Annotated in this window: 8 protein-coding genes; 3 read left to right on the plus strand and 5 right to left on the minus strand. The window is 40.7% G+C overall.

The window, feature by feature from the left end; all coding sequences use genetic code 11:
• Positions 1–1,512 carry an ankyrin repeat domain-containing protein gene (locus tag ABFX33_RS05190; protein WP_346084641.1) on the minus strand — a complete coding sequence of 504 codons (1,512 nt, stop codon included), beginning with the start codon at positions 1,510–1,512 and terminating at the stop codon, positions 1–3.
• A gap of 310 nt (positions 1,513–1,822) precedes the next feature.
• Here ABFX33_RS05190 and ABFX33_RS05195 point away from each other — a divergent pair, with 310 nt between their 5' ends.
• Positions 1,823–2,770, plus strand: coding sequence for an alpha/beta fold hydrolase (locus ABFX33_RS05195; RefSeq protein ID WP_346084642.1), 948 nt, complete (start codon positions 1,823–1,825; stop codon positions 2,768–2,770).
• Between the two features lie 184 nt (positions 2,771–2,954).
• On the opposite strand, the gene ABFX33_RS05200 is transcribed toward ABFX33_RS05195, so the two are convergent.
• The 4 genes from ABFX33_RS05200 to ABFX33_RS05215 all read right to left on the minus strand — a co-directional run bounded on the left by ABFX33_RS05200 (position 2,955) and on the right by ABFX33_RS05215 (position 9,390).
• Positions 2,955–4,046, minus strand: a complete 1,092-nt coding sequence (locus ABFX33_RS05200) for a family 43 glycosylhydrolase (RefSeq protein ID WP_346084643.1) — start codon at positions 4,044–4,046, stop codon at positions 2,955–2,957.
• 102 nt (positions 4,047–4,148) lie between these two features.
• Positions 4,149–5,993, minus strand: a complete 1,845-nt coding sequence (locus ABFX33_RS05205; protein WP_346084645.1) for a glycoside hydrolase family 2 protein — start codon at positions 5,991–5,993, stop codon at positions 4,149–4,151.
• Between the two features lie 29 nt (positions 5,994–6,022).
• Positions 6,023–8,068, minus strand: coding sequence for a beta-L-arabinofuranosidase domain-containing protein (locus tag ABFX33_RS05210; RefSeq protein ID WP_346084646.1), 2,046 nt, complete (start codon positions 8,066–8,068; stop codon positions 6,023–6,025).
• Between the two features lie 158 nt (positions 8,069–8,226).
• Positions 8,227–9,390 (minus strand): aldose epimerase family protein, encoded by a 1,164-nt coding sequence (locus ABFX33_RS05215; RefSeq protein ID WP_346084647.1) that lies wholly within the window; start codon positions 9,388–9,390, stop codon positions 8,227–8,229.
• Between the two features lie 171 nt (positions 9,391–9,561).
• Here ABFX33_RS05215 and ABFX33_RS05220 point away from each other — a divergent pair, with 171 nt between their 5' ends.
• Both ABFX33_RS05220 and ABFX33_RS05225 read left to right on the plus strand, forming a co-directional pair.
• Entirely contained in the window at positions 9,562–12,717 is a 3,156-nt protein-coding gene (locus ABFX33_RS05220; protein WP_346084648.1) for a ligand-binding sensor domain-containing protein, read from the plus strand.
• Positions 12,718–12,719: 2 nt separating this feature from the next.
• Complete coding sequence (locus ABFX33_RS05225) at positions 12,720–13,487, plus strand: response regulator transcription factor (protein WP_120258518.1); 768 nt, start codon at positions 12,720–12,722, stop codon at positions 13,485–13,487.
• Positions 13,488–13,774: the final 287 nt, after the last annotated feature.

The following is a 13,774-nucleotide window of genomic DNA, read 5'->3' on the forward strand; positions in this document are numbered from 1 at the left end:
TTATTTTAAAAAGTCCAACTGTACATTTCCTTTTGACAAAAAGTCATTTTCTTTGGCCAAATCGTATGCGGTTTCATCAAATTCGGTTTTCAGTTCTTTTTTTGCTCCCAAAGCGACCAGTGTTTTCAATAATGAATCGTCTTTGGCAATCAAAGCTGCTTTATGTAGTGCTGTGGTTCCTTCTTTATCCTGTGCGTTGATGTCTACCCCCAATTCACTTGCTTTCTGGATCAAGTTTGAATTTTCCTTGGCTACAGCCAAGTGATAGAGTGTACTACCGTTTTTCTGTGGTGCTACGACATCCAGTCCACCAGCTTTAAGCACGCTTAATTTCTCTTTAAAATCATCTACCTGAGGACTATTGGATTGCGTACCCTGTTGTGGGCGCCCACCCTGCGGAGCTTCTTTGAAAGAATTAAACCAATAAACAGCTAAGTTGTTACCATCCTTGTCCAATAATTTGGTATCGGCACCATTTTTAATCAAGAGCGCTGCGACTTCAGCTGTACCATTACCCACCGCCTTGGTCAATGCAGATTCACCTTTTTCATTCACAGCATTCACATTCTTTGCTTTGGAAAGTAGCAGTTCCACTAATTTTGCGTCTTTGCCATTCGCCGCAACCATAAGCGCTGTATTGCCTTCGTTATCCGCTTTTGCAACATCAACTCCCTTATTTAAAAAGTAATTGATCACCGCCATATCTGGACGGCGTACAAGTGCATGCAATAAAGTCGCACCATCTTTATTAATGGCCTTCGGATCCAATTTCAGTTTCTCTACCAAATAGGTATAGGTCTCCAGTCCATTTGATGCTTGTCTGGATCCCTGTGTAGCAAAAAACAATGCATTGTTTGTCGGTTTTACACCACGGGCAATAAACTTTTCGACCAATGGTATGTTACCTAATTTCGCTGCATAATCCGTAACGACACGGCCGTATTCATCTTTATCTTGTATAGAAAGTCCCTTCTTGATAAAGTAATCTGTCAATGCAAGATCTTTATCCGCAGAAGCCGCCAGCATCATTAATGTGGCTCCACCTTCATATTTTTGTTTTGGGTCTACTCCAGCTTTAAATAAAGCATCATAAACAGCGGTATTGGTATTTCCTGTCGACGCAGCATAGGCAACGATCGGATAGCCATGGCTATCTTGGTAGTTGACATCCGAACCTTTTGCAATTAGATAATCCACCAACTCAGCATTACCACTTGAAGCAGCCCAATGTAGATAGCTCCGGCTATGGTGTGTTTTCTTCGTTACACTGTTCCCTTCTTGCTCAATCATGAATTTGACAACATCTGTCGGAGCTCCATTTAGGATTGCCATCGTTACGGGATCAAAAGATGCCGCATTGGGTTGTGAAGGGCTATTTCCTTTTGTAATTTCCTCCTTGACGGTAGGCAAAGTAGGTTTACCTTTCCAAAACTCACCATTCATCAATGAGTTTGTTTGTGCTTGGGCATAAGATGCCGCTAAAAGTAAAGCTGCTAAAAGTGTCTTTTTCATTAGAACGTATTTTTTATTGATAATGAAGTCATCATGAACAATCGCTATTCCCGCTAGCTGTTTGTGAATTTCGTATGGCTCTTGCTAACCTCAGCTGAATACAAATATTAAACCGAAGAACTAATCGCTTATTTAAATTAATTCTAAATTACTGCAAATCTAAAAAATATTCTGATACTAAAAAATTAATACGGACTAAATTTGCTCATTATACTCCCCTTTTAGGATTTTTTTATCCAACCTCGACAAGCCCAACTTGCAAATCCAACAAAATTATCTTAGTTTACACTTACACTAAGGAAGCGACATAATGAATACGGTATCGTCCAATCTTTTTCCAATAAGTTCTTTTGAAGGTAAACCAAGCCATAAACTCTTCTACAGTATATTTGAACCTGTGCACCAAACGGTATTAGCGACAATATTGATTGTTCATGGCATGCAGGAACATAGTGGCCGGTATCAAATGCTTGCCAATCATCTGGCTGACCGTGGTTTTGCTGTACTCAGCTATGATCAGTTGGGGCATGGGAAGACGGCCGTGAATGCGGATGGATTAGGGTATTTTCAACAATCTGATCCAGCGGAACAATTGGTACAGGATGCGTTAACAATGAGCGCTGTCTTGCAACAGGGCTATCCCGATCAACCCCATTTTATCTTGGGGCATTCAATGGGATCTTTTGTTACCCGTTGTGCCTTACAAAAGGCAGGAGATCGTTTTAAAGGGGCGATAATCGTTGGGACGGGCGCGCGACAAAAGGGATCCACCGCTTTTCGTATGCTGCTGGCTGTTCTCAACTCCTTTGCACCTAAAAAACGAAGCCGATTGATTAACAGCATATTTGATCAGCGTAATAATGCCGGATTTAAAAATGAACCCAATCAAAATAACAGCAACTGGCTAAGTGTCAACAAAGCGAATCGCATTGCTTTTATTGAAGACCCTTTATGTGGTGGTTTATTTACGAACAATGGATTTTATACCGTATTGAGTTTATCGCTACGTGCGACAGATAAAGAACTGACAAAACGCATTCCGAAAGGTTTACCCCTATTATTTATTAGTGGACAGGATGACCCTATTGGTGATTTCGGAAAGGGAGTGGAACAAACCGCCACCCAATTACGTACGCAGGGACAGACCGATATTACTGTGAAACTGTACGAAGGCATGCGTCACGAAATACTCAACGAAGATTGCAGGGAAGAAGTCTTTCAGTTCATTGATCATTGGCTTGACGAGCATTTAAGCTAATCGCCTACGGAAGCATCTGCGAATAGGTTGATCGACATTTCACAACAGCAAAGACGAAAAAGTAGTCAGGTTAACAATATCCTTGCGTTTGATTCAGCAACCATATTTTCTCGTGAAAACTGCAATGGAGATGAAGTATTTGCCCAATTACGGTTATAAGGTTAATCAACTATTACTTTAAGATCTATTTAAATATCGGAGCCTTTTTCGCGATGACACTGCTTGTCTCGCCTTCAATCATCGGCCAATCTTCTTTCCAAATTACCTGATCCAATAATAGCATGCGACGATTACCCCCTGTTGAAACGCGTGGTCGTTTAGGGTCCATGGCGTGATAAAGTAACCAATCATTGCCCTGATCATCGGTTATAATCCGGGAAGTATGCCCTGTCCCAACAAATTTATCATTCCCCTTCAGCAATAAGGTTCCATTTCCCCTCTGGGCCAAATCACGACCTTCCCGATCCAAATAAGGTCCCATCAATTTTTTCGACCGACCAACGAGTACATGGTAACTACTTTTTTCACCTTCGCAACAGGATCCCTTTGAACCGATAAAGTAATAATAGCCTTTTCTTTTATGAATCACCACAGCTTCAAAATCACCCGCTGCAACTTTAAATTTCTTATTCAAATCGGGTACTTGCATTCCATCGTTATCCAGAGATACTCCATAAGTTCCTTGCGTAGCGGCATCGCTAAAACTTCCCCAGAAGAGGTAGTTATGGTTCTTTTCCCTAAAAAAATAGGGATCTATCGAATTAGGCACATCGATCGATTTACTATCGAACAGTTTGCCCCGATCTATAAATGGCCCTTCGGGCTTGTCCGCTACAGCTACTCCAATACCTGGATTAGGATCGCCCCAGGTGGAGTACGCATAATACATCACATATTTTCCATTCAATAATACCACATCAGGAGCCCAAATCCCACCTTCTGACTTCCAGTTTGGTTTGGCCGAAAATGCTGTCCCGATCCAGGTCCAATGCACCAAATCTTTGGATTGCAAAATAGAAACTAGACGCTGCCCTTTGCCATCACCCCAGTTGTCCGCCGTCCCATAAGCATAAAATAACTTATTCTGCAGATCATGTACCACCGTAGGGTCCGCAAGTATCGGTTCAAAAACAGGATTTATATAGGTCGTCTTATTAACGGACGCCCCTGTGGTCTTTATAGTTTGTGCACCTGAACCTGAAGAACTTTTACAGGAGCTCAACAGGCACAGGTACAAAACTCCACTACAATATTTTAGCAAGGTTGACTGCAACATTTTATCATTTTTATTTTATCCCGATACTTCCACACATTGTATCTGGAAAATTATTTCTAAGCCGCTACAGCCTCCATTGATGGAGTCCAAGCATTAACTGACTTACTTCGTTGGCGGTTGATATAGGGCCTGATGGGCAGTATTTAATTCCGCTTCAGGCATTTTTACCACCTTACGATCATAAGTCATTAAACCATTGGTTTCCACCTCCACATCTGTGGTCTGTGTATAAACTGCAGCTGACAATCCCATTGGAATTAATCGCGTCAGATCACGGATGAGTTGCTTATATCGTTCGAGAAGTTCGGTTTTATTTTTAAAGCTCTGGTAGCCCCAGTTATCCTTTTGCTGCCAGGAATGACCATCTATGGGCAGCCCCAGTCCACCAAATTCGCCCAGTGCCAGCACCTGGTTTGCACCAAATATTTTTGGATCCGGCATCGCTGCATCCGGGTAATTGTGTATATCCAGTATATGACCTGTTTCCATAAAATTACCACCACTGGCACTGTTTACCAATCGGGAAGGATCATTGGCCATTGTCCATTCGGTAATCTCCTTTGTCTTAAACTGACCCCAGGCTTCATTAAAAGGTACCCAGATCACAATGCTCGGGTAATTGTGCAGCACGTCCATGATGGTCTTCCATTCTTTTCTGTAGTATCCTTCTGACTCCTGCGAACGTGCTTTATCCCGATTTCCACCTGATATTTTCCCAGGTTGCATATCCCAATGATTTCCTCCCAGGTCACCACTTGGCATATCCTGCCACACAAGCATACCGATACTATCACAATAACGATACCAGCGTGCGGGTTCAACTTTAATATGCTTACGGATCATATTGAAACCCATTTCTTTTGTCTTGATCACATCAAATTTTAAAGCTTCATCCGTAGGGGCTGTATGCAAGCCATCAGGCCACCAGCCCTGATCAAGTGGTCCATATTGAAAGGTAAACTTGTTGTTCAACAGCATGCGTTGTATCCCCTTTTCGTCTTTTTCCATTGAAATCTTACGCATGGCAAAATAGCTTTTTGCTTGATCAATGACCTTACCCTTGCGAAGTAACTGAATTTCCAGGTCATAAAGTTTTGGATTACTCGGTGACCAGGCTTCCAAATTTGGGACAGAAAGTTCAAAATCTGCATTTGGTTGCCCCACTTGTTCTTTAATAACTTGCGTTCCATTTAATGCGCGAACTTTGATTTCATCCCCCGCTTGACTCCCCGCTACTGTGGCCTGAAAAGCAAGTACACCTTCATCTAATCTTGGTGTCTGTTTTGTTTTCACAATGTAAGACTTTGGTACGCTCTCTAACCATACCGTTTGCCATATCCCTGTAACCGGTGTATACCAGATACCATTGGGACGGTTAACCTGTTTACCGCGCGGTTGTGGTCCATCATCGGTAGGATCCCATACGCGAAGAGCAATTTCCTGCTTGGCTCCTTTTTTGAGATAAGAGGTCACATCCATCGTAAAAGGATCGAAACCACCTTCATGTCTTCCGACCAATTGATTATTTACATAGACATCACATTGCCAATCCACCGCTCCAAAATGGAGCAACACATTGTTTTTGTTGACAGACTTGTCCAAAGTAACCGTATTCGTATACCAAAGGGCTTTATCCTTGCCAACGTCCTTACCTACCCCAGAAAGTGCCGATTCTATAGCATAAGGAACCAAGATACTTCCATCCCACTGTTGAGGAATTTCTTTTGTATTTACTGGGGTAATGGCATATTTCCATAAGCCGTTTAAATTTTGCCAGTTATTGGTTCTCACCAGTTGCGGTCTTGGGTATTCTGGATGGGGCTTCTGTGCTGTTACCTTTTCACCCCAAGGAGTCAGAATGTGTGAACCAACAGGTTTCCATTCCTGCGCAAAATTCAGTTGAGCAGCCATCATCAGACTGGCAAAAAATAAGGTTTTCTTCATCATAAAAATCGTTATGTCATTTATATCTTTAATTACTTTACTGTCGGAAACGCCGCAATACGTAAGCGGGCGGCACCCATAGGAATCAATTCTACTTCCTGTACCGCAGCTTGACTCGCTACAGGGCTCAATGGCAATACCCCTGTCAATCCATTTTCATCTATTTTCCAACCATCAATTTTTTTTGCTTTGACCATAATGGAAATCGGTACTGCGTCCGCTTCGAACGGGAAGGCATCTTTAGGCCAAGCCCGCTTGACCACCTTCAATTGATCCGGTGCTGTTAACTGATTTTGAACAAGACCATAATTCCAATCACTTGCCGGAAGGATCTCATAGGAAGGCCATTTTGTCGGATCAGCTGTTTCCTGCCATTTTGAGTCTCCAATGGCAGAAGCTTTACTATCCTTCTGCACATAATTCTCCTTGATTTTCAAAGCGTAGGTCAATGGTCCCCTCTGGATACTCACCGCATTTTTATTCGCTGTCCAGGTATTCAATACAATGGACATCGGCAGCGAAAGTTCAACCTGATCGTTATCTTTCCATTTTCGATCAATCCGGATATACTTTGCCCCCGATTCAACCTTTTCTGTCTTTCCATTAATTTTGATCTGCGCCTGTTTTGCCCAAGCCGGAATCCGCAAGTAAAATGGGAAATCAATTGTCTTTCCGTTTGTTCCGATGACAAAGCGAATAGCTTCTTCAAATGGATAATTAGAGCTTTGTTGAATTCGGATCTTTTGATTATTTCCGACCTTAATATCTGCATTGGAAGCTGCATATAATACCGCCGCAACACCATTATCGTTTGTTGCCATATAGAGATGCTCCGCATAATACGGCCATCCCTGACTATGGTTGTGCTGGCAACAACGTGAACTAAAGGGATTCATCATCAAAAATGGACCATTGTTATCAATGCCCGGAGCATGATTGTGGCTATCGCTAATGGTCATATTGGGGCTAGTGATATAACGTAGTGCCTTAAAATCTGCTGTTACTGCTGCAGGATATGTATTGAAGGCCACATCTTCGGCATGATCAGCCCAAAAAGGATCTCCTGTTATTCCCAGCAGGATCTCATTGGAAGCCATTTGTTCAACCATGCCACAGGTTTCGACGCCCTGCCGCGGGTCTGTATACCCTGGACGGGCATTTTCATCAGCACCAAACATGCCACCCGGCACCTGACCGAATACCTGTCTGACAAAGTGAAAATTAGCATAGGTCGCCTTCAGGTCGTCACTTGATTGGCTCTTAAGGTAGTAGGTAGCCGGCTCCCTGAAACACTGTGCGATATTGACATTGTGCCAATTGGGTAAATCATTCTTTTGTCGCCAATTTGCTGTATTGCGATGAATTTTATCGGCCAAATCCATTAGCCATTCATTCCCTTGTGTCCTATTATAAAGCCAATAGACTGACAATAAATTATCTCCACCACGACTGTTCTCCCAATAATCTTTTAGAAAAAAACTATCAGGTAGACTTGCCTGCCACTTAAAATAATTGGTCATTAAGGTCAGAACACGTGGATCAGCGCTATATTCGTAATACGATTGCAAACACCAAAGCATAATCATATTACCCCATAAATCCGGTTTATTGTTACGTAGCATCAAGGGCCCAAAGTAACCATCCGGACGTTGGCTTTTAATTGCTGCTTCCAACCATATTTTTGATTCAGCTATTATTTTGGAATCTTTCAGAATATAGCCCAGGTTTGCATAACCTTTCAACCAATAGGGAACTTCTTCCCAGCCGTAGTCTCCTTTTCCATCCGAACTCAACCAGGCATTGTTTTTTTTGGATAACCATGCGCTAATCTCTCCCAAATGTCCCGTAAGGCCATTTTTCTGTAATTCCAAATATTTCCCCAACCAACCTTGAGGAACAATGCTACCCACAGGTAGTTTCAGCAGCGCATTCTGTTTTAATGGTAAACGGTTATTAATATAGTTTAAATTCTTCCCTTCAACCGGTAGCTGATCAACAGCGATTACGGCATTGTTTTGCGCTGAACTTAGAAAACAAATTCCAATTAAATAAGATAATAGGCCTATTTTTTTTGTCATTATTGGCTTGATTAGTTTTATAACTGATTACCCAAAATTAAACTTTAATCAATGAGTTAGATGATTGATTTTTCTCAAAACACTGCCTATTTGTATCAATAGAAGAAAGCACATCTCTATCGAGATGTACTTCCAAAACCAATCATTATTAATATGTATTATTTTACCGAAAAACGATACAGGGATTTCGTTTGATAGACTTGTCCAGGACTTACAACTGTCGTTGGAAAGTTGGGTTGATTTGGTGCATCTGGAAAATGCTGTGGTTCGAGACAGAAAGCTGTTCGGAATGAATCCTTTTTCCCGTTTTTCAACTGCACTTGCTCATTCATAAAATTGCCACTATAGAATTGGATCCCCGGTTCATTCGTCAAGATATCCATAACAATACCGGATTTATCACCTACAACATGTGCGGCTTTATACCATTCACCCTCTTTGTCTTTGTTCAATACAAAATTATGGTCATAACCTTTCCCATAACTGAGTTGCTGATCATTGGTATTGATATCTTTTCCGATCGCCTTGGGCGCAGTAAAATCGAAAGGAGTTCCTTTCACCGCTATCAATTGGCCAGTAGGTATCAATGTACTGTCAACGGGCGTATATTGATTAGCAAACAATTGAAGTTGATGGCCTAGTATTGTACCACTACCCTCTCCATTCAGATTAAAGTAAGCGTGATTTGTTAAGTTAATGACTGTTTTTTTATCTGTTTCGGCACGATAAGCAATCATCAATTCATTATTGTCATTCAGCGAATAGGTAACTTCCATCTGAATATTACCCGGAAACCCTTCCTGACCATCCGGCAATGTATAGGTGAAAGTAAGGGATGACTGATCGGCCTTCTTTAAGATCCAATGCGCAAAATGTACGCCCTTAAAACCGCCATGCAATGTATTCGGACCATTATTCACCGCCAATGTATAGCTCTTATCATCCAATTTAAATTTTCCTTTTGCAATCCGATTGCCAAAAGGCCCTACAATTGTTCCGAAAAATGGTTCTTTGGGATTATTGTAATCACTGGCTTTCGCGAATCCCAAAACCACATCACACAATTTCCCCTTATTATCGGGCACCCAAAGGCCAACCAGTCGTGCTCCATAATTTGTAAAATAGGCCTGTACACCATTCTTATTGGTTAATTCGTATAAATAGACTTTTTTCGTATCAATCGTTGTGCTAAATGATGAAGTGTCCATCAAGGCTGCGACACTGTCGTTTGGGGTGGTTTTTGAACTATTCGTTTGCTGACAAGACAGGCAACAATAACTAAGTATACCAGCAATACCCAGCAACATCAATTTTCCTTTCATTTGTTATGATTTAATGGTTTATAATCTTTATTGAATGACAAATGTGTTGTTTTCTATATTTTTTATAATTTTATTGGTTACAATACAAATACTAAAATCCTAATTTTTTTTATTTTTTTGGGATTAAATTGTTTCAATTTTGAGCTATTTTGTATCAATAACCAAATGATCATGATCAACCTTAAGCCGGTCCGTTTTCTATCTTTCTTGTTGCTGTTTCCTTTTCTGATCCAGGCACAGCCCTATTACTTCAACCATTATCAGATTAATGAGGGGCTTTCAAACAATGCAGTGATCTGTAGTATGCAAGATAGCTATGGATTTCTTTGGTTTGGCACGAAGGATGGCTTAAATCGCTTTGATGGAAATAGTTTCAAACATTTTGATGCCTCGGCTTCTGACAAGAATAGTTTAGGAGGCAATAACATTATCTCCCTGAAAGAGGATTTCAAAAAAAGAATCTGGATAGGAACCGATCAGGGGATCTATTGTTACAATCCTGTCGACGAACAGTTTAAGTTATTAAGCAAACAGTTTGAGCATGCAGATGTACCCGTTATCATTACGGACCAAAGAAAAAGGATCTGGTTTATATCCAATGGGATGCTTTACTACCACAATCTGATCAACAATGAAATCAAACAGATTACCACATCTGATCTTTATATTACCGCAGTAAGCTGTACAAAAAATGGGACCATCTTCTATGGTACTCCAGAAGGCAAAATCTTCCAGATCAATAGTTCGGATAAGCCCGCACTCCTGTTGGATTTTCAGGTAAAATATGGTTCAAAAGATTGGTTCAGCATAGAAAAAATCACAGAGAACCGCAAAGGGGAACTCATGATCGGCACCTCTAAATCTGGCGTTTATGTTTACGATTTTAAGGAAAAAACTTTAAAATCTATGCTTGGTCCAGAGCGACTAAAGCAATTTCTCTATGTCCGCGATATCCTCCAGCCGAATGATACTGAATATTGGTTTGCGACCGAATCAGGATTATTTATTTATCAAATTGCTGACCAGAGCTTTATCAATATTCAGAAAGAACAGGAAAATCCATGGGGTATTTCCGACAACGCGGTTTACAATATCCTGCAGGACAAAGATCAAGGAATCTGGATCGGTACGTACTTTGGTGGAGTCAACTACTATCACAAGAACAACAGCATTATTGAAAAGTTTTTACCTCAGGACAAACCCGGTAGCTTAAAAGGTTCGGTCGTACGTATCATTACCAAAGACCCGACAGGCAAGGTCTGGATCGGAACCGAAAATGGTGGTTTGTCCAAGCTAGATCCCAGCTCAGGACAGATTCAAAATTTCTCTGAGAAAAAGGGAAATCTGGCCAACAATAATATTCATGGCATCCTGCCCTATGACAATAAATTATTGGTCGGAACTTTCGTCAATGGCTTAGATATTTTCGATCCCATACAGGAAAAAGTTGTTTACCATATCGATCGAAATAGTTCCCCTAATCCCGAGTTACAGAGTAATTTTCTCTTTTACCTGTATAAAACTAGGAAGGGCGAAATTTTGGCAGCTTCCACCCGAGGTTTATATCGTTTTGATTTCGCCAAAAAATCCTTTCATTTGATGCGCAACGTTCCGGAATATATGTTTTATACGACCGTGCTTGAAGATAAACAGGGAAATATCTGGCTGGGTACCTGGCGAGATGGCTTATATTGCTATAATCCCAATAATGGAGATCTCAAGCATTATACGCATCAAAAGGACAATCCGAGCTCTCTCCCCAACAACCGCATCAATAGTCTATTTGAAGATTCTAAAAAACAGATCTGGATTGCCACAGAAGGTGGTATGGCAAAAAAACTTCCCACAGGTGAAGGTTTTGAAAAGATTGGTATAAAAGAAGGAATGCCCAGTAATGTGATCTTGGCGATTCTCGAAGACCAGCAAAACAATCTTTGGGTAAGTACTTCCAAAGGGCTCGTCCGTTATCATTTATCGAATGGAAAAAAAAGGATTTTCAACCTGGAATCTGGCCTACCTTCCATTCAGTTTAATTACAATTCTGCATTTGACGATGGCGATGGTCGTTTTTACTTTGGAACAATCAATGGTTTGATCCGTTTCGATCCAAAAAAACTCAATCAGATCGATTACAATACCCGGATCCCGATCTATGTCACCAACCTTTACATCAATAACAGAGCAATCAATCAGTATACAGACGGGCATATACTTTCGAAATCCATTTTATTTACGGATAAGATTCAATTGAAACATGATGAATCATCGTTTAGTCTCGATGTGGCGGCACTTCATTATCAGGCCCCCCATTCTGTTCATTACAGCTATAAGATGGAAGGTCTTGATAACAATTGGGTTGATATCACCGGCAATCAACGGGTGTATTTCACTAAACTCGCACCGGGGAGTTATGTTTTTACCGTCAAAGCTGAAGATCCCAATGGAAATGTCATCCCCACTGCTGCAAGTCTTAAAATTGTTATTCTGCCGCCTATTTGGGCAAGCATACCAGCGTATATCTGCTATGCGCTCATTCTCATTGGCCTGATTATATTTATTATTTATCATTTTAATGAAAAGATAAAACAACGTAACCGCCAACATTTGCTTACGGTGCAGAATCTTCGGGAACAGGAGCTCTATCGGGCAAAAATCAATTTTTATACGGATGTAGTGCATGAGATACGTACACCATTAACATTGATTAAAGCACCTTTGGAAAAACTCATGAACAAAGTCGAACACAATCCCGTAACAGATAAGCTGCTTTTGACCATGCAGAACAATACGGAAAAACTAATTGCACTCAGCAATGAGTTGCTGGATTTTAGACAGGTCGAAACCGAGGGTTTTAAATTACATTTTGAGCTGGCAAATATTAGCCAGACGGTGCAAAAAATCAGCAACGATTTTGGTGTCACTATCCAAGCGCAAGGGAAGAGTATGCAGGTTTTAATCACGCCTGATATCATTGGTTCGGTTGCGATAGATGCTTTTGAAAAGATCTGTTATAACTTGTTCAATAATGCCCTAAAGTACTCATCAAAGGTCATTGAAGTGAATTTAGAGCTGGATAAACAGAAAAATATTGCTATATTGACGGTGAAAAACGACGGTGCATTAATTCCTTCGGAGGAAAGGGAAAGAATTTTCGAACCATTCAATCGCTTAAAACAAAACAAGAACATTCCAGGCAGTGGTTTAGGCCTGGCGTTAACCAGATCCCTGGTTTTAAAACATCAGGGCAGTTTAGTGTATGATGTTGAAAATTTTCATTGGAATGTATTCCGCTTAACTTTACCACTAAACCACAACTCAAACCAATAATTATGAATGCAAAAGCCAATTTATTAGTGGTAGATGACCATGCTGAATTACTTGAATTTATTGCAGATGACCTCAATGAGGATTACCATATCACCACAAGTACAAATGGAAATGAGGCCTTGGATCTACTTGCATCTGAATACTTTGATTTGATCATCAGTGACGTGATGATGCCCGAAATGGATGGCTATGAACTCTGCCAAAAAATTAAAGAAAACATCGCTTACGCACATATTCCTGTTATTCTATTAACAGCAAAAAACAGTATAGAATCAAAGATTCAAGGCCTGGAATATGGTGCTGATGCATATATCGAAAAACCTTTTTCGCCCGCATTTCTACGGGCACAAATTGCCAGCTTGCTGAAAAATAGGATTAAAGTCAAGGAATTTTTCATCAAGAATCCGATGTCTCAAATCCAGCAAATCGGACAGAACCAAAACGATCAGGATTTCCTGCTCAGGATAGAGGAAATCATTATGCAACATTTGGATGACCCGCAATTTAATGTCGATAGAATGGCGGATATACTCTGCATGAGTAGACCAACACTGTATCGAAAAATCAATATGGTGTCGAGCCTCTCTCCAAATGAACTAATCAATCTGACCAGGCTTCGGAAAGCGGCGGAACTGCTTAGTTTACGACAATATAAAGTCTACGAAATTTCCAATTTATTAGGCTATAGTTCGGCAACACATTTTTCCCGAAATTTCCAAAAACAATTTGGACTCAGCCCGACGGAATTCCAGGAATCGCAATCGAAGTAATATTCTTTTCGGATGGTAGCTTCGGTTAGAATCGCGATTTCCGTTAAACATGTACTCATCTTCGAACTGAAAATTTAACCGCGGATCATTGTAGCTATCTGATTGAAACAATCGCAAAGAACCTGACTTGAAACAGCTTCATACTGGTATTCTGAATTCAGTTATCCACAAAAAAACCAGATTCTCTCGAATCTGGTTTTTTGCTATCTGATACGGCAACTAAGGCTTATTTCGTCCCAAGTTTACCGCATCGTGTTTTATATCCTCCTTTTTATATGGATGGCACA

Origin of the sequence: Sphingobacterium ginsenosidimutans (genome assembly GCF_039536865.1) — a bacterium.
Classification (GTDB): domain Bacteria; phylum Bacteroidota; class Bacteroidia; order Sphingobacteriales; family Sphingobacteriaceae; genus Sphingobacterium; species Sphingobacterium detergens.

Excerpts from the sequence above, each read along its gene's own strand:
- ABFX33_RS05190 (WP_346084641.1), bottom strand. The coding sequence starts at position 1,512 with ATGAAAAAGACACTTTTAGCAGCTTTACTTTTAGCGGCATCTTATGCC.
- ABFX33_RS05195 (WP_346084642.1), top strand. The coding sequence starts at position 1,823 with ATGAATACGGTATCGTCCAATCTTTTTCCAATAAGTTCTTTTGAAGGT.
- ABFX33_RS05200 (WP_346084643.1), bottom strand. The coding sequence starts at position 4,046 with ATGTTGCAGTCAACCTTGCTAAAATATTGTAGTGGAGTTTTGTACCTG.
- ABFX33_RS05205 (WP_346084645.1), bottom strand. The coding sequence starts at position 5,993 with ATGATGAAGAAAACCTTATTTTTTGCCAGTCTGATGATGGCTGCTCAA.
- ABFX33_RS05210 (WP_346084646.1), bottom strand. The coding sequence starts at position 8,068 with ATGACAAAAAAAATAGGCCTATTATCTTATTTAATTGGAATTTGTTTT.
- ABFX33_RS05215 (WP_346084647.1), bottom strand. The coding sequence starts at position 9,390 with ATGAAAGGAAAATTGATGTTGCTGGGTATTGCTGGTATACTTAGTTAT.
- ABFX33_RS05220 (WP_346084648.1), top strand. The coding sequence starts at position 9,562 with ATGATCAACCTTAAGCCGGTCCGTTTTCTATCTTTCTTGTTGCTGTTT.
- ABFX33_RS05225 (WP_120258518.1), top strand. The coding sequence starts at position 12,720 with ATGAATGCAAAAGCCAATTTATTAGTGGTAGATGACCATGCTGAATTA.